Source organism: candidate division WOR-3 bacterium (assembly GCA_011052815.1).
Lineage (GTDB): Bacteria > Hydrothermota > Tepidihabitantia > SM23-42 > SM23-42 > DRIG01.
In genome coordinates, this window is the sequence record DRIG01000041.1 from 1 (window position 1) to 17199 (window position 17199).

At 44.3% G+C, this 17199-nt stretch carries 14 protein-coding genes; 5 read left to right on the forward strand and 9 right to left on the reverse strand.

Going from position 1 to position 17199, the window contains the following annotated elements:
- The 5 genes from ENI34_03910 to ENI34_03930 form a co-directional block, all read left to right on the forward strand.
- On the forward strand, nucleotides 1-354 hold a 354-nt coding region (locus ENI34_03910; GenBank protein ID HEC78272.1), incomplete at its 5' end, for a hypothetical protein.
- Between the two features lie 72 nt (nucleotides 355-426).
- Nucleotides 427-750 (forward strand): hypothetical protein, encoded by a 324-nt coding sequence (locus tag ENI34_03915; GenBank protein HEC78273.1) that lies wholly within the window; start codon nucleotides 427-429, stop codon nucleotides 748-750.
- Between the two features lie 93 nt (nucleotides 751-843).
- Nucleotides 844-1752 (forward strand): methyltransferase domain-containing protein, encoded by a 909-nt coding sequence (locus ENI34_03920; protein ID HEC78274.1) that lies wholly within the window; start codon nucleotides 844-846, stop codon nucleotides 1750-1752.
- 104 nt (nucleotides 1753-1856) lie between these two features.
- The gene (locus ENI34_03925; protein ID HEC78275.1) at nucleotides 1857-3221 is read left to right on the forward strand and encodes an MATE family efflux transporter; all 1365 of its coding nucleotides are present in this window, start codon (nucleotides 1857-1859) and stop codon (nucleotides 3219-3221) included.
- Between the two features lie 122 nt (nucleotides 3222-3343).
- The gene (locus ENI34_03930) at nucleotides 3344-3715 is read left to right on the forward strand and encodes a hypothetical protein (GenBank protein ID HEC78276.1); all 372 of its coding nucleotides are present in this window, start codon (nucleotides 3344-3346) and stop codon (nucleotides 3713-3715) included.
- Nucleotides 3716-3805: 90 nt separating this feature from the next.
- Here the strand turns inward: ENI34_03930 and ENI34_03935 are convergent, their stop codons facing one another.
- The 9 genes from ENI34_03935 to queA all read right to left on the reverse strand — a co-directional run bounded on the left by ENI34_03935 (nucleotide 3806) and on the right by queA (nucleotide 16224).
- Nucleotides 3806-4552, reverse strand: coding sequence for an NAD-dependent deacylase (locus ENI34_03935; GenBank protein HEC78277.1), 747 nt, complete (start codon nucleotides 4550-4552; stop codon nucleotides 3806-3808).
- 33 nt (nucleotides 4553-4585) lie between these two features.
- Nucleotides 4586-5179, reverse strand: a complete 594-nt coding sequence (locus ENI34_03940) for a hypothetical protein (protein ID HEC78278.1) — start codon at nucleotides 5177-5179, stop codon at nucleotides 4586-4588.
- A 12-nt stretch (nucleotides 5180-5191) separates the two neighbouring features.
- The gene (locus ENI34_03945; GenBank protein ID HEC78279.1) at nucleotides 5192-8302 is read right to left on the reverse strand and encodes a T9SS type A sorting domain-containing protein; all 3111 of its coding nucleotides are present in this window, start codon (nucleotides 8300-8302) and stop codon (nucleotides 5192-5194) included.
- A gap of 57 nt (nucleotides 8303-8359) precedes the next feature.
- Nucleotides 8360-11641, reverse strand: coding sequence for a hypothetical protein (locus tag ENI34_03950; GenBank protein HEC78280.1), 3282 nt, complete (start codon nucleotides 11639-11641; stop codon nucleotides 8360-8362).
- A gap of 3 nt (nucleotides 11642-11644) precedes the next feature.
- Nucleotides 11645-13312 (reverse strand): hypothetical protein, encoded by a 1668-nt coding sequence (locus tag ENI34_03955; GenBank protein HEC78281.1) that lies wholly within the window; start codon nucleotides 13310-13312, stop codon nucleotides 11645-11647.
- A 12-nt stretch (nucleotides 13313-13324) separates the two neighbouring features.
- Nucleotides 13325-14269 (reverse strand): aminopeptidase, encoded by a 945-nt coding sequence (locus ENI34_03960; protein HEC78282.1) that lies wholly within the window; start codon nucleotides 14267-14269, stop codon nucleotides 13325-13327.
- Between the two features lie 7 nt (nucleotides 14270-14276).
- Entirely contained in the window at nucleotides 14277-14747 is a 471-nt protein-coding gene (locus ENI34_03965; protein HEC78283.1) for a 30S ribosomal protein S7, read from the reverse strand.
- Nucleotides 14748-14757: 10 nt separating this feature from the next.
- A complete protein-coding gene (locus tag ENI34_03970) occupies nucleotides 14758-15147 on the reverse strand; it encodes a 30S ribosomal protein S12 (protein HEC78284.1) in 390 nt (129 codons plus the stop codon).
- An 84-nt stretch (nucleotides 15148-15231) separates the two neighbouring features.
- A complete protein-coding gene (queA, locus tag ENI34_03975; GenBank protein ID HEC78285.1) occupies nucleotides 15232-16224 on the reverse strand; it encodes a tRNA preQ1(34) S-adenosylmethionine ribosyltransferase-isomerase QueA in 993 nt (330 codons plus the stop codon).
- Nucleotides 16225-17199: the final 975 nt, after the last annotated feature.

The following is a 17199-nucleotide window of genomic DNA, read 5'->3' on the forward strand; positions in this document are numbered from 1 at the left end:
CGAGCGGGTGTTTTCGGATTTCTGAAGTGCGGGTTCGAGGTTCTCTTCAAGAAACTGCCGGAGATCGAGCCGATCAAGAATAATCCTGATGAATACGACTTAGTAATAGTGGGTTCTCCGACCTGGGCAGGCAGGGTTTCATCTCCGGTGAGAACCTATTTGACCTCGTATGGTCACAGATTAAAAAAAGTTGCGTTTTTTACCACCTGCAGTGCAAGTGGAGATAAAATTTTCAGCCAGATGGAGGAGCTTTCCAGCCCACCGGCGGCTGTACTTGAGGTTAAAGAAAAAGAACTGCAATCGGGTGAATTCCTGAAAAAGGTCGAGGATTTTACAAAGACAGTCAAAGGTTGATCCAAATCAGATTCCGCATGAAGTCGATTGAAAATCTACTCAGGTTCAAATAATGTTTTATGTGAGGTTTATATGACCGAATATAGAAAACGAACAAAAAAGGATTGGATACGGTTGATTATTTATATTATCGTATTCGTTTGTGTCGGCTCAATCAGTGCATTTTTTTTGTTGCCCCGCTACTTCTATATCTGGTTGATCCTTATTGTTGGAGGTCTACTTCTGTTTGTTGATTGGTATGTAAAGAACACTGCTTTTCAATGTCCCGAGTGCGGATATGAATTTTCGATATCGATGTTTACATATTTCATAAGCCCGCATGGACCGGGCTGGATATACTTGAAATGCCCGAAATGTCATAAGAGATCAAGGGCGATTGTGTTGAAAAAGAAATAAAAATGGCGGTTTATTTCCATTGATGAGATGATGGAACGAATTAAAAAGATCATAAATTTACTATTGACCCAGATAAAGAAGAACCAGTAGTAGATGTTTAAAGATCGGCAGGACGCATTCGGTCACGAGATGTTTGATTACTTCAAAAAGGGTAAGGGGTATGAAGTCGTGGAACGGGATGACGGATATTTCGATCTTTCAAACGGACCCAAGGTATACTTTTCCGGATACAAAAAATGGGATGGACATATAAAAAAGGCGATGCGATATGTCAGGGGTAGGGTTCTCGATATCGGTTGTGGTGCAGGCAGACATTCTTTCTATCTCCAGAAAAAAGGTTATGATGTCATTGGAATCAATAATTCACCCCTGGCAATAAAGGTCTGTAGGGCAAGAGGGCTTAAAAAAGCAAAGGTCTTATCCATAACTCAAATCGGTCCAGAACTCGGCGGGTTTGATACGATCATAACGATGTATTGTTGGACCCAGAAACCTGGTGAGTGCTGTATAAACGATGATATGGAATTATTGTATCCAAAACTGAAGGAGGCCGATATTCTTGTTTTTGCGACTCCGGTCTATATTCCTTTGCCCGGTGATATGCAGAATATCATCAATCGACTCTGTCCGTTTCTCGATCCCCTGCTTAAAATACGCGATGGACGTACTCGAATTAGATTTCATGATAATGTGAAAATCAAGAAGATTGCGTTGGTAAGTATCTGTGGTTGGTGGGAAAAGGAAAATATGAATATAGTATTGCAGATAGTTAAAGAATTTGCAGAGATCGCAAGCATTGAGTTCGTCGGCGCAGTACTCAGACCCCATGCGTTTTTGTTGAAGAAAAAAGGTGAGTTGACTGACCAGGGGAAGGAGATCCTTGATACTGTGCATAAAGCAGGCGGAGAATTGATTAAAGACGGCTCAATGAAAAAAGAGACCCTTGATATAATAAGCCGTCCACTTATTTCGTGGGATGAATACTTACAAAAATACAAATAATCGGCGGGGCGACTCTTAAGCGACATAGGTTTCAACTGATATAGCCTGATTCTGAGATAAAAATGTCTGAGAACGCTGATTTAGAAAATCCACATCAAACAGATATGACCCGCGGGGTGAGAGCTCTGCTCGGTGACCCTGAAAAGGTGGTCTTGAAACTTTCAACTCCGATGATTGTCGCAATGCTGGTTCAGAGTTTGTATAATATCGCTGATGGAATCTGGGTCTCCGGGCTCGGTGCAGATGCCCTGGCAGCGATCGGCCTCTTCTTTCCGGTCTTTATGTTCATAATATCGATCGCAGTGGGAATCAGCATCGGCGGGAGTGCTACAATTTCAAGAAAGATAGGGGCGCGCAATAAAAAACTTGCAGATTCTGCTGCAGTCCACACTCTGATCATCGGTATTGGCTTGGGGATTATTTTAACCTTGATTCTACTTCTATTTATTGACAATCTCTTTTCTTTAATCGGAACAAAAGGCAGGCCGGTATTTCTGGCGATGGGCTACGCCCGAATACTGATTGCGGGAACCGTGATTTTGTTCTCTTCAAATGTTGCAAGTGGTATCTTAAGGGGAGAAGGTGATACAAAAAGGGCGATGTATGCAATGGTCTTCGGTTCTCTGCTTAATATCGTGCTTGATCCGATCTTTATATACAGATTCAAACTCGGGGTTGTCGGCGCTGCCTGGGCGACTCTGACATCAATTTCAGCTTCAGCAGTGGTCTTCATCTTCTGGCTTTTTATAAAGAGGGATACCTATGTCGCCATCAAATTCAAAGGTTTCAGGTTCAACGGCGGGATTATCTTTGAAATACTGAGGGTCGGGATTCCATCTTCATTCGCCCAGTTTTCAATGGCGTTGGCGATGTTCATTTTGAATGTAATCGTTGTTAAGGTTGCGGGAACCAATGGTATCGCAGTCTTTACAAGTGCCTGGAGGATCATTATGCTCGGGATTGTCCCTTTGCTCGGAATTGCGATTGGTGTAACCGCAGTGACCGCAGCCGCTTATGGTGCACAGGATTTTGATAAATTGGATAGGGGTTATCTTTATGGTATTAAATTCGGTTTTCTGGTTGAACTCGGTATCGTGTCAGCGGTTCTGATTTTTGCTCCACAGATCGCCCGACTCTTTACCTATTCCCGGGGCGCGGTGCATATCTTCAAAGAACTGGTGACAGCACTCCGCTGGCTGGTTATATTTCTTCTGGTTACACCGTTTGGTCTACTCACTTCTTCAATGTTTCAGGGAATCGGGCGGGGTGAGAATTCACTCGCGGTAACCATCTTGAGGACGCTCATTATGCAGGTCTTTTTCAGTTATCTTTTGGGATACTATTTCAACTTCGGACTTCGGGGGGTCTGGTGGGGAATTGTTATTGGAAATATTGTCGCTTCTGTTATCTCTTTTACCTGGGGCAGACTCACGATTCATGGTTTGAAATTACATTCATCAGGCGGCTGAAATTTTAAATATAACAACAAAAAGACTAATCAGAGACCAGATGGTTGGCCGGCCATATCGACCTAATATTTTTTTATTGACTATTTATAAATTATATATATAATTTTGAGAAGGAGGATAAAATGAAGATAAAATATCCAATCGCTTTGTTCCTCATCGTGTTTTTGTTTTTATCCATGAGTTGTAGTAAGAGCAAAACAGTGACTCTGAACTTAAGTAATAATCAGAATATTGCTGTTGCGTATGCTGGTTATTACTCACTGAACGACGGTGCTGAGGAGTCAATAAGCGGTACCACACCGAATGAATATGAATTTGTGTTGGAAAAAGGGGATAAACTTGCAGGTCTTATTTATAAAAGTGATTCCAGTAATGTCACCGATACACTGGTTTTTAAAGTATATGTTGATGATGTTGAACAGACAGACCTCACGCGCAACATAGTTATACCAACCGAGATCGGGGGGGTGCAGTTCCAGATTACAGTACAATAATTTTTTGCATCAAGAAAACAGCTGAATAAATTCAGGAATTATCGGGGATATCTGTTGAGAAATAAGTAAGATAAAAGAGACCGGTCTGGTTTACGAAATCATTTTTACTATCTTCGGCAGAATCTCGCCGGCCTTGCCCTGAATGGAGATATCCACCACCCGGGAAATGGGTGTGGGTTCGAGATTTATCTCGATCGTTTTTGCACCGCATTGTTTTGCAATTTCAGGAATCGCCGCGGCGGGCCAGACGACGCCGGAAGTACCGCAGATCAGTGCTGCATCCGCGTTATTCAGGAAGGAAAGTGAATTTTGCCAGATATCTTGGGGTATGGGTTCACCAAACCAGACCACGTCCGGTCGTAAAAGGCCGCCGCATTCGCACACAGGCAATTCAGTATCTTCGTATTCTTTTTCGCTGTCGTACTCTGTTGTTTTTTGACATTGCATGCAGCGCGTTCGGAAGATATTGCCGTGGAGTTCCAGGACATTCCTGGAACCGGCACGTCTGTGTAAGTTGTCCACATTCTGGGTTAAAAGAAGAAATTTATCGCTTCTCTTTTCTAATTCAACAACCGCATAGTGCGCCGGGTTTGGTCTGGCTTTGAGAATAATACCTTGACGCCAGCGATACCACTCCCAGACGAGTTTCGGATTTTTATCAAACGCCTGGGGTGTAGCAAGCTCGGTTGCTGAATAATTTTTCCACAGGCCGTCCGCACCACGAAACGTCGGAATTCCGCTTTCCGCGGAGATGCCCGCTCCGGTAAGTACAAATAGTGAGCGTGCCGATTTGATGACCTCAGCGGCTTTTCTGATTAGTCGATCTTTCTCATCCACAGATGCATTCCTGATTGATTCGCCAAAATGTGACTAAAATTTGTAGTATATACCTATTTTACCGGGGCGTGTATCCAGACCGAACCTTTCTTCTTTGGTGAATATGACCACGTCGATGATCGAAATGACCCGGTTGATTATGGCGAAGCCGGGCATAAAAGATGCCCGCCGCAGATTTTCGCGTGCCGATTTTCTTCTTTCCCAATAGGTGTTTTTATTACTCAGTGTATCCCATTCCCACGCATCGTTTCCGAAGTAACCGTTTTCCTGAATATACTCCTGCTGTCTTTGCGGGTCATTGGGATAAAAATAGCTTGCGTCTCTTTCGATCTCGAGGTTGTAATCTTCTGAACTCATATAGTCTTCAAGGGCGTCGAAGTATTCATCATCTTTCCTCGTCGGGTTGGCGCCGGAATGATCGATGGCGAATACTCTCGCCGAATGATCCATTTTATGGCCGAAATAATTGAATCCCAGATAGGTGAGCCATATCGACCCTTCGGCGATTAAGAAGGTACGACCCTTTGTTTTTTCACCTTGAATGATTTCTCCCAGACCGGGGACAAGGGCTGAAGCGAAGATCGGACTCATCGCTTGATAAATGATCAGGGTGATTCCCAGAAACATAATACCTCCAGTCTATTTAAGGACTGCAAATTTTTTGCACTTCACTTCCTTTTTTGAACCGTTCTTGGCTTCGATGCGCAGGATATAAATTCCATTGGTCTGTTTTTCAAAGTTGAACGCAACTTCATTATATTCATTCGGTGTGGCGTTGTTGAGTTGTTCTCCGCCGATTTTATGGCCTACAAGATCAAGAATTTCCACTGATATATCCGCCTCCTCGTGGAGATAAAAGCGTACGACTCCATCTTTCTTCACCGGTGAGGGATAGATGTAGAAGTTGCCCAGCAATCCGCCGGCGGTCTGGAGTTGAACCAGTTCTCCTTTGAATATTCCCCAGTTCTTCGGTGAGTTCATATATCCTGTCCAGGAAGCGTCTGTTCCTGGAAAATCCCAGACATATAATTTACCGAAATCGCTTCCACAGGCGAGTTCCAGATCACCGTCGCCGTCCAGATCAAAAATCACCCCCGGTGAAGTGAATCCATCTTCACCAAAGAGGGGGGAGAATTCGAACTCTTTGTTGCGGTCATTGATGATTTTCAGACTACCTTCACCGAGCGAGTCTGAGCAGCCGAGTCCGAAGATCAATTCCACTCTGTTGTCACCGTTCAGATCAGCGGCGAGATTCGGGTAGTAGATATAATCGTCATAAAGCACAGGAAAGTTGTTCTCGAGGGTGCCGTTGCGGTTATTCACATACAATGTTTTACTGCTGTTCGGCATGATGATTTCAAGATAACCGTCGTTATCAACGTCTGCGAGTGCGGGTGTTATGTAGAACGTCGTATCGATCAAGATGTCGAATTTTTGCTCGAGTGAGTCTTTGCTGTAGATATAGATTGTACCGAAGCCGTTGATGACCACTGCTTCAGGGGCACCGTCGCGGTCGATGTCGCCGACGACCGGTGATGAAAAGGTCAACATATTATGTTGTGAATCAGTGAATTCTTTTATTATTCCGTTTTTATCGATAAGCCAGAATCTACCGTCTGAACCGAGCAGACCGATAATCCTTTGTGCTGTATCGAAAACACAGGGGGTTGAGAGTATTTCCGTATTCAGATATATGGGGAAATGGGGGAGATTGTTACCGGCCGTATCCAGACAATAGAGGTGACGGTCCTTGCTTCCTACAATAATTTCAAGGTGGGAATCGTCGTTTATATCGAAAAGAAGTGGGGCTCCCAGGATATCGTTATCCGCTGAGAAAGAAAAACCAGGGAGTGGGGTAAGGTCACGGCCGTCAAGACATACGAGGTCGAACCCTGTGGCGAACAGTATATCATCGGCTCCATCGTTGTTCACGTCACCGACCGCAAGGAAAGAACTCAACCTGTTGAATGAAGAGTATGTTGCGTAGAGGCTGCCGTCGTCATTATAGGCGTAAACACTGCCGTTCTTTACCGCCGCCACTATTTCATAATCACCGTCGCCGTCCAGGTCGCCGTAACTCAGTGAGTTGATTTCATTGAAGCGTCGTACGAGTACGGGAAAACCTTCCTGATATATACCGAGGTCAAAAGAGAAGTTCATTAACGTATCACGTTTTGATGTTACTTCGATATTGATGAGTGACTTGCCGTAGTATGCGTCGGAATTAGGATTGGTGAATGGACCGAACATGTGGTTTGACTTGCCGCTGTCGTCGACGAAGAACGGGTCATATCGTGAGCCGTAGTATTCCAGAGAATCACCATACCACCAGGCGTCGAAATGCTGGATTCCGTCTGCTTCTTCGAGGTCGATACCTTTGTGTTTGGGATCGGTCTGCACTGTATTGTAAGTCCAGTTTGAATCGAGGACGTCATCGTCGATATGCCAGATGAGAATACCGCTTCCCGGTAAGAAGAAATCGTACTCGCCGTAATCAACAGAGATCGGGACTCCATCCTCGGCATCGATTACGATCGTATCTTTCTGCCTTATGTCCTGCTGACGGTTTTCAATAAGAAAGAATTCGCTTTCCGAGATCGGTATTTTTATCATGGTCTGATCCGCTACACCGTATTGGGTGGTGTCGATTTCTGAAGCCCGTAGTGTCAAAAGACTTTCCGGGTCGGTGACGACGACGGGATTGACCCATCCGAGGGCGTAACGACACCAGGCACCGAGATTCGCCGGGATCGAGCCTTCGGGTGCTCCTTCATAAGGGCTTCCGACCCAGGCTCCCGTGCACATTAAATCCCATGCTCCGACACCGTTCGACCAGCCTGATACATCATAGAGGTCGGGTAAGCCGAGGGTATGGCCGAATTCGTGTACTATGGTTCCCACGGCTCCGACCATATATTCGTCCACCCGCGCCATCTCGGCGTTTATTCCTGCACCGCGGATGGTGTCGGTGCCGCTGTTCGCCAGTATGTAGGGTGTACCCAGATAATATTCAAGGGCGCCTTCCGGTATGGTGGCTGAGGGCAGGTCGCGGAAGCGGTAGAAATTGAGGCTGGTCTGCAGGAGTGTTCCCGCATGGAAGATCAGGAGTGCATCGTAATCAGAAAAGTCTACGGTCGGATCCTGATCCGCTGCAGCGACTGCATCCGCGAGGATGCGCACCAGTCCCATTTCCATTCCATAGGTATTGTAGTATACAAAACCGGTGCTTTCATCGTAGTGATCGAAGCCGCTGTAATAAGCCATTTTATGGGGAAGCTGGTAACATGCCGTCGGCTGATCCGGTTTCACCGTGGCTTCGACGATTAAATTGCCGAAAGAATTCGATTTATAGAAATTACTCAAAAACTGCATCTGGCGCTGGAAATAGACCTTTGAGTGGGGGGGATCATAATACAACCCATCTTCAGGCTCACCGAATCCGATTAAATCCATTTTGCCGTTGCCCGTTGTCGTGGGGTCGTCGTCTTCGACAAATTCCACCCGCAGAACCAGAACCTTCAGAGTTGCCTTACCTTCTCCTATTTTCGGCGGCAATTTAAAATTTCTGAACAACCTCATCGATTGAAACCGCTTCACCGACATCGTTGAACCGCTGTCCAGGAACTTCAAAGTAAGGGCTGCCTGCGGCGGTTGAGGCGGGTTATTGATTATTTTATTTCTTACTATTGTTATTCGTTCTCCGAATAAAATAGTGATGAGAAAGAGATAAGTGATAATTTTATTCAACATAACCTCCAAACGTTCTTTATTGTAACTGAAAAGAAATCCGTGTCAAGAGCCATAATTTTAAAATCTTATTCGATATTGGTACTGAAGACTGTACTCTCCTTCTTGATTCCTTCGGACAAGGATTTCATTTTTATCATCAATGAAATACTCAACATTGAATTCATTTGAAAAAGAGGTCATATCATAAGTATAGGTGATGAACAGCTGTTTTGAAAAATATTTTCCCACTGTCAATTTCGTTTTGCTCTCTTCTTCAAAAAACGGCGTCTCGATTCTGAACATATCAAGGCCCGTATATTGGCGGATGCGGCGGGAGACATCGCTTTCGAGCCAGGAGATGAGGCTGTGTGGAAGTACTGTCCCGACATAGTCTCCTTGTTTCATTGATGCGAGTTCGCGCCAGGTTATATTGAGATTCAGATAAGTTATGATATCCTGCTCTGTGTAGTACGGCGGGTCAGAATAAAATTCGAATATCGGTTCCGACATCATTCCGAAACAGTGCAATTTGATGATGATCTCTTCGCCGGTGGTCGGGTCCCGGTCCCGGGTATTCATCTCCGCCCAGAAATCAAGTTCCGCATCGATTGTCTCCTCAGGGAGAAAGGTTATCCGGCCTTCGGTGATGGATAATACATGATTAAGCCAGTAGTAATTCCCCCGATGTGTGGTCAGGGTGCCGGAAAGATAGAGCGGTCCGTCTTCTTTTATGATGTAGAGTTCACCACCGAATTCGATGTCGGCTTCACGGTTTCTGAGCCATAAATTTCTCTCTCCTTTTATCTTCAAATTCATTGTCCAGGCATTGTCTGTTTCCTCTTCGGCTTCTTCTTCCACGACCTTCTCACCGAATTCCAGGGGGATGACGGCTTGTTTTACAGTGATGCTGCCGTTGTAATAAGTGACCTTATTCTCTGTCACGCCGATTGAAAAATTACCGCTGCCGGTTCCGTATGCAAAGGGCAGATACTGAAAAGGGGCGTCTTTAAAACTGAAATCGAAATGGAGGCTCTGCAGACGGAATCTCGCGCCGAGCCTTATCGTACCGCCGGCATTGACTTGGGCTTTTTCTTTACCTATGAGCTGGGAATGGACTATCCTCGATACCGTACCACGGGCGTTTTTGAAGATAATACGGTTTTTATTGAATTCCACTCTACTGTACACCGAATCGAAATGGGCGGAGATGGCTTTTACCCCGAATGAACCGTCCTTTATTTCTCCGGTTCCGGAGAACTCGAAGTTATTCAGGTTACCTTTAAAAGTAATATCTCCGGTCATAAGACCTGTCGGTTTCACCATAAAATTTTTCAGAAAAGGGAAGACCCAGATACCCACATCTCTGATATGCAGTTCTATGTTTGATTTCTCTAAGGATAGATAGCCGCCGGCATAACAGTGCTGGTTCTTTTTGTCGCTGATATCCAATGAATCGAGCTGGATGGTTCTGTTTTTATATTCACCCGTGGTGAATATCACACCGTCCTCCAGATCGATGAAGTTGATGCCAGCCCCGCTTATTGTGAATCTGTTTTGCTCCATTTCACATTCCAGGGTTCCGTTGATCGGCTCTTTTAAACCCAGAAGTTTACCAAGTTTTTCTATATTCCCGTTTGATAACCGGAAAGACAACGGTGTAAATGTACCTGTCAATGTGCCTCCAAGGAATGAAAGTTCAATCTCACCGCAGGTTTTATTGGGAATGTCGAAGGCTATCGGTGCTTTATTTTCGGTCTCGACCCCATTGTATTTTATGTACAGTAGATCGACGGTGCCTGTGAGGTTGCCCGCAAGATTCCCTTCCAGATTCAGAAGATTACCGTCCTGTTCAGCGTTTACCGAGAACCTGTTTTCTTTTAAAACCACGGTGATACTGTCCAGGTTATATTTTTTGTAGGAAAGATCGGTTGAGACGACCCGTACAAAACCGGAACGGTCACTGAGTTTCAGATTTTCGCTCTTCATATAAAGTTTATTTGTTTGGATTCCTCTGAGCGCGACGTCGACGCCGGTGAGTTCAGCAGTGATCAATATATCGTTTATCTGTTTCAGAGTTCCTTTGAGTTCGCATGAACCGGTTAATGTTCCTTTGAGAGTATCCGGAAGAGGGATGAACCTTGCGAATCTTCTGAGGTCGAATTTGTTCAAAACTATTTTAATGTTTGATGCCGGATAGAGTTCGCCCGACATCTCCAGTTTCTTTTCGTCTTCTATTATAAAGAGCGAATCCAGTGTGACCTTTGACAGTGAGGCGGAGCCGAATATCGTCAGTGAATCGATACCGACGCCGTCTTCCGCGGGTGATTTGAGGGAACTGATGAATTTACCTTTTTTATACCCGATGTAACCGTTGACCAATACAGATGTCGTCGAATCAAAGACCCTGCCGATGTCTATTCCGCTGAAGTTGGTTTCGAACTCTCTGATTTTCATATCCTGGAGTTTGACCTGCGCGAAAAATAGTCCGCCGTATAACTCTCCGTCGAATATATTTATCCATATTGTGTCCGCAAAGACATTGGTTTCAAAATCGAATCGATCGGCGGGACGTAATTGGTGAACACTCCCTTTGATTCTGGGGAGAAGTTTTTTATTTTTATATTCCAGATCTCCAGAAAAAACGACGGTACCGTTGTGGAGTTTGAATTTTTGCAGGGAAACTTCCGCCTTTTTCAAACTTAATTTCATATTGTTGTTATCAAAAAAATAAGAACCTTTTCCGACCAGGGCTATTCCTTTTCCCTTGATTTTAAAAGAGTTCGCTTCGATTCTTTCAGCACTTATCCGAAGGTCAAGATTTGCACTTGTTATGTTGAGAGGGTATTCTTTCACCCGTAAAGAGAGATTCATCGTGTTCAGATAAACGACGGTTCCGATCAGATCCACAAAGACGAGCCCGGAGATTCCTTCGACTATCAACGGTTTTTTGTCTTCATAGATCAGTCTGCCGTTTTTTAGATTGAGTCTTATTCCCAAACTCAAACGGGGCAGTGTGAAACGGCTTCTTTTACCGGTCCCTGTTTTTTTCTTTATTTGCACCGTCGGTTCCAGGAGATTTATTTCGAAGAGATTCGGTAATTTGAAACCTGCGGGGCGAAATCTGTATATGATCTCAGCGGTCTCACCGTAGATGCTGTCGGTTTCCGATAATTTAACGCTGTACTTTTCGACTTTGAATCCGCGCAGCAGACTTCCTTCCACTTTTTCATAAGAGATTTTGATGTTCGCGGTTCGTTCCAGGATGGTGATGGTCAGTGCACCGAAATTGACTGTTCTGAAGAAGATGAAAATTCCGATAATGAGAAAAACAATGATGGAGAGTAAAATATATCGTTTCATAGATCAGAAAATGTGATAGATCCCCAGGTAGATCTCTCTACCTTTATTCATCAGGGGAAAACCTACATCAAGACGTACCGGACCGATGGGGGTGAAGTACCGCAGTCCCGCGCCGGCGCTCGCTTTTAAAAAATCTTTTTGCTCTGAATCGATTTTATCGGCGACGAACCCGAGGTCAAAGAAGCCGACGACACCGAAATTCAACGGTAGATTGATGCGGTATTCAAAATTATAATTCCCGAGTATATCACCGTATCTTTCATCACCGATCGCCTCAGGCCCGAGAGAACGTTCTGGATAACCTCTCAATGTATACTGACCGCCGAGATAATACTTTTCGTATATCGCCATACCGTCGGTCGGTACAATTACACCTGTTTTCAACCTCTGTGCTATGGTATTACCCAAAAACGGTTGGAAGGCCCTGCATTCGAACTCAAATTTGACAAAGTTGTTCGCCCCACCGAAGATTCCACCGGCGTATTCAATAAGCGGCAACATATAAATTCCTTTCCGCGGATTGAAAAAATCGTCACGGTAATCGAACATCAGTTGAAATTTTATACTGTTTGTGATACCTTTGATAGTATCCGGTAGAGTAATCTTCGGTTCCAATATCACATACTTATATTGATTGGCGATGCTGAAGATGATATTGTCACTGAACAATTTCGACAACCTGAATTCGCTTCCACGTGTCTGACGGGTGAAATCCAGTTTTTCTTCATACCACAGGAAGGGAAGGATGGAGACGGTGAGTCTCCAGGGGGTGACATGCGGGATTATATATCTTCCCTCCAGTTTTGTCTCCCACTCTTTTTCTAAATTGATTTTAAATGCCGGCCGGATTTGAAAACGGTGTCCCAGATTGAATATATTCAATTCTTCTATTGCAAAGGAGAATAAAAAACTTAGCGGGATCGACAAGCCGATACCGAAGTTCAGGATACGCGATTTCAACTCGTGTAGTTTGAATATCAGATCGAGACTGTCCGGTTCTTTCTTCACCATGGTGACGTTGATCGTACTGAAAAAACCAAGGCTGTAGATGGCGCGCTGGCTCTTGGTGAGTTTGTTTTTGTTGAATTTATCACCTCTGTGTATTTCTATTTCCCGGCGTACCACCTTCGGAGCGCATGTTTTGAGTCCTTCGATTATAATATTCCTTATGTAATATAACTTATCTTTTTCCACGGTGAAGATGGCTATTCCAGAATCCGGTTCAAGGATGTATTTTACATCGGCATAGGCAAAGCCGTGATTCTTATAATAATTCTTTATCTTATCTTTTGTTATTTTTATTTTTTCATCGATGAAGAAGTCGTTGATTTTGATTTCAAACAATTCTTTGATCTCTTCCTCCATCGCTCCGTCGATAATGATTTTCTTTATTTTAGGTCTGGGGCCTTCGTTAATCATAAAGACGATTTCGGCACTGTCTCCTTTGAAAGAGACATCAGGTGTGACTTCGGTATGAAAAAATCCCTGGGTTTTATAGAAGTGCAGGATTTTTTCGATATCAAAAGCGAGATTGATCTCATTGTATTCATCGCCCTTTTTTGAAATGATTTCCTGGTGGAGAAGTCTGCTGCTGATAGAGTTATTGCCGACGAAATCAAGCCTTGAGATTTGTGAGTTGAATATGAATAGGGTGATTAAAAGACTAATCAAGCGAGAAGATACTTAAATCACAAATTTACCGCTTTTGATAATCAGTTTTTTATCAAGCCACACACTTGGTCTTTTGACAATACCGTCAAGATGAATCTTCGCATTGTTCCTGCCGCCGAAACCTAAATTATTACCAAAAGCAACATGGATACTACCCATGACCTTTTCGTCTTCCAGTACATTACCGGTGATCTTGGCTTTATAGTTCGTGCCGATCCCGAATTCGCACAGCGTCCTTTCTTTGTTTCCGTATTTCGCAAAAAGTTTTTCCATCTGTGGATTACCATGCACTCGGATTATTTCGCCGTCTTTGATTTCTACTATAACGTTTTTTCGAAGGAATCCAATGGGTGCAAACGAACCATCGATTACGACAGTTCCTTTACTTCTTTTCTCTAAGGGAGCGACATACGCTTCTCCGGCAGGCAGGTTGGAAAACTCCCTTTTCTTTTTGATAAGTCCTGTGTCCGGGTAGCCTTTTCTGCCGGAGATATCCAGTTCCAGCGAAGTTCCTGCTTCTGTTTTAATCAGAACCTTTTTAGTTCGGGTGAGCATTTTTGCTGTCTTGAGCGTCAGGGAGGCGATCCTTTTATAATCTGCGTTCAGAGTCCGTGCCATGATTTCTTCGGTGATCCCCGGCATTGTTGCTCCGCGTGCTCCTGCATTTGTTGCATTTATGCGGGCCCTGGTGTGGGTCAGGGAATAACTTGTCGGCAGAATAAAGACATCAGCATTTTTGAGAACCGCAGCGACCAGTTGAGGGGGTTCTTCTCCATGAATTGTTCTCGGAAGAATTTCAATGATGATGGGATCGGTTATCTTGATTAATTGGGACCATAATGAATAGGCTATGCTCTGACACGGTTTGTCAAATACGACGACGACCTTCTCGTTCTTTCTAATTCCAAGGCAATCTTTGATTATGGTTCTGGCCGCTCTTTCGAGTTTTCTTTTCAAGGGTTTATTACCAGCGGAAATGGGCGAATGCCTTATTCGCCTCTGCCATTCTATGGACTTCTTCGCGCTTTTTTATCGCAGCCCCTTCGTTCTTGCTTGCCGCAATTATCTCCTGCGCCAATCTATCTTCCATACGATGCTCGGGCCTTGCGCGTGCCGCTGTGATAATCCATCTTATCGCCAGAGATTCTTTGCGGTTCGGCCTTACTTCCATGGGAATCTGATAGGTGGCGCCGCCGACCCTTCGGGGTCTTACTTCAAGCACCGGCTTTACGTTATTCAGAGCGCGTTCAAATACTGTAAGGCCGTCTTCTTTGGTCAATTTTTCAATACGGTCGAGCGCTCCGTAAAAGATCTTCTGGGCGATGCTCTTCTTGCCGTCCCAGAGTAAATAATTAATAAACTTACTGACCACGATACTGTTGAATTTGGGGTCCGGTTGAATCTTTCTTATCTGTGCTCTTCTTCTTCTGCCCACTGTTCCTCCTTTAAGATGTTGCCGGTGTTTCTTTAGGCCGTTTTACACCGTACAGGGAGCGGCTCTTTTTTCTTCCTTCGACGCCGGCCGTGTCGTATTTCCCGCGTACCACATGATAACGTACACCGGGCAGGTCTTTCACCCTGCCGCCGCGGACGAGCACGATCGAGTGTTCCTGCAGATTGTGGCCTTCTCCGGGAATATAAGCCGTCACCTCGAAACCGTTCGTCAATCTCACCTTACAGACCTTTCTCAGAGCCGAATTCGGTTTTTTGGGTGTCGTTGTATAGACACGTGTGCAAACCCCACGGCGCTGAGGATTCTTCTGCAATGCCGGAGCCTTACTCTTTGAAGAAACCTTTTTTCTTCCTTTTCGAATCAATTGATTAATTGTCGGCATTTTCCTCCTTTTTCATAAGTTCATTAATCATCAACTTTTATTATACTCATAAATAAAAATATGTCAATAGCGATAACACGATGTTTAGAGAATCAGCATTGCGTCGCCGTAAGAGAGGAATCTGTACTTTTCTTTGATCGCTGCTTTGTATGCTTTGAAGATCAACTCTTTTCCAGCGAAGGCGCTTACCAGAAGAAGGGGGGTTGAGCAGGGCATATGAAAATTGGTGATGAGAGATTCTATGATCTTGAATCGGTGGCCGGGATAAATGAAAAGGTCGGCTTGTCCGCTTCTCTCTTTCTTGCGGGCGAAGGTTTCCAGTGCACGACATACCGAGGTTCCCACCCCGAAGATTCTACGGGCGCCCTCGATCTTTTCGGCTGCCTGTTCTGAAATTTCATAATATTCCGGTTCCATTTTGTGCTCTTCGATATTTTCCGTCCTGATCGGTTTAAAAGTGCCGGGTCCGATGTGCAGAGTGATCTCTATTATTTCGACGTTTTTCTTTTTCAAGTTTTCCAGTATTTCGTTTGTAAAATGTAACCCCGCAGTGGGAGCCGCGATCGAACCTGTTTCCTTCGCAAAGATCGTCTGGTAATATTCCTCGTCGTCTTTGATCGTATCACGCCTGATATAATGAGGAAGCGGCACCTCTCCGTATTTCTTTATCATATCATGGGTCAATTCATTGAATTCCAGGATACAACGCGTTCCCCTCTTTTGTTTTACAGTGGCGAATACTTCTTTATTCAGATAAAGTCTGGTCTTTTCACGGGTGCGCTTGGCGTGCGAGATCATCGCTTCCCAGAGTTTCTCGCCGAGTTTTTTTATCAATAAGATTTCAACCCTGCCCCCGGTTTCTTTGTAACTTTTGAACCGTGCCTTGAACACCTTTGTGTTATTTAAAACAAGGGCGTCGCCGTTTTCGAAAAAGTTCGTTATTTCGTAGAATATATGATGATGGATCGTCCCTGATTTTCTGTCCAGTACCAGAAGTTTCGCCTGAGCGCGGTCTTTCAAGGGATATTGAGCGATAAGGTCTTTCGGTAGTTCAAATGAGAATTCACTCAGCTTCATTTAAAATATTATCTTCGTTTGAAACCTTAAGGTTTGTCGATAATCTTCTTCAGGCGGGAACTCGAGTTTATAGATGAGGCTGAAGACCGTCTTGTCGCTTATGCCGAAACTTATCGTTGTTCTAAATATTCTGGTTAATCCCGACGGCTCCGCCGCGGTGAAGAAATAAGGAATCTCTTCTGTATTATACTTCCGATATACAAGTTCGATGTTCGACTCGGCCCTCCCTTTTTTCTTTATCGGAAATCCGAATAGAAGAGCCGTTTTCAGGGCGTGAAGGACGAGATTCATATCTTCAAAATAATCTGAAAATATTCTGCTGTATGAATACCCGACAAGAGGTCGGATGAGTGGTTCAAGAAAGATCCGGTATGATATGTTTCCTCCATAGGCATTTCTTTTTTCCCGAATAAGGTCGTTGTATTTTTCGACTGTTTCATTGACGTCGATCCGTCCTGAGAATCTTTGATATGACGGCAGGAAAGAAAAGAATCGTTCACGTGTCCAGGTGCTGTAGAGAAGATAACGTGCATCTTCGGTGATATCCTGCCGTAGACTGATTTCATATTCATATTCTCCGTTGCCGAGTGCGAATGAGACGTCGTTACTGTTACTCGAAAAATTTTTTTCATCTACATAGTAGAACCTGCCGTTTACGTCGAATATTGATTTAGTATATCGTGTTTCAATACTGTAACTTCTGCTGACGATACGCTCAAAATCCTGGAGTAAGAAGCTCTTTTTTATATAATCGCCGCCTTCTTTTTCGATATAGGTGTTGGTCACGGGATCATAGACATAATTTCCTTTACCTTCTTCGACCTTTATATAGGTTTCGTCTCTTTTTTGAGAATACCGCTGACTCTGTTGAAGGTCACCACTCAGGGATATTCCTCGATAATGAACATTCAGCCGCAGGTCACCGAAGAGGAATAGCGTATCATTATACAGTCTATGCCCGAGTGACAGCATAAA

What these genes read in the sequence shown, in the direction of transcription:
- ENI34_03920 (HEC78274.1), top strand. Translation starts at nt 844, where the DNA reads ATGTTTAAAGATCGGCAGGACGCATTCGGTCACGAGATGTTTGATTAC.
- ENI34_03945 (HEC78279.1), bottom strand. Translation starts at nt 8,302, where the DNA reads ATGTTGAATAAAATTATCACTTATCTCTTTCTCATCACTATTTTATTC.
- ENI34_03930 (HEC78276.1), top strand. Translation starts at nt 3,344, where the DNA reads ATGAAGATAAAATATCCAATCGCTTTGTTCCTCATCGTGTTTTTGTTT.
- ENI34_03925 (HEC78275.1), top strand. Translation starts at nt 1,857, where the DNA reads ATGACCCGCGGGGTGAGAGCTCTGCTCGGTGACCCTGAAAAGGTGGTC.
- ENI34_03915 (HEC78273.1), top strand. Translation starts at nt 427, where the DNA reads ATGACCGAATATAGAAAACGAACAAAAAAGGATTGGATACGGTTGATT.
- ENI34_03950 (HEC78280.1), bottom strand. Translation starts at nt 11,641, where the DNA reads ATGAAACGATATATTTTACTCTCCATCATTGTTTTTCTCATTATCGGA.
- queA (HEC78285.1), bottom strand. Translation starts at nt 16,224, where the DNA reads ATGAAGCTGAGTGAATTCTCATTTGAACTACCGAAAGACCTTATCGCT.
- ENI34_03940 (HEC78278.1), bottom strand. Translation starts at nt 5,179, where the DNA reads ATGTTTCTGGGAATCACCCTGATCATTTATCAAGCGATGAGTCCGATC.
- ENI34_03970 (HEC78284.1), bottom strand. Translation starts at nt 15,147, where the DNA reads ATGCCGACAATTAATCAATTGATTCGAAAAGGAAGAAAAAAGGTTTCT.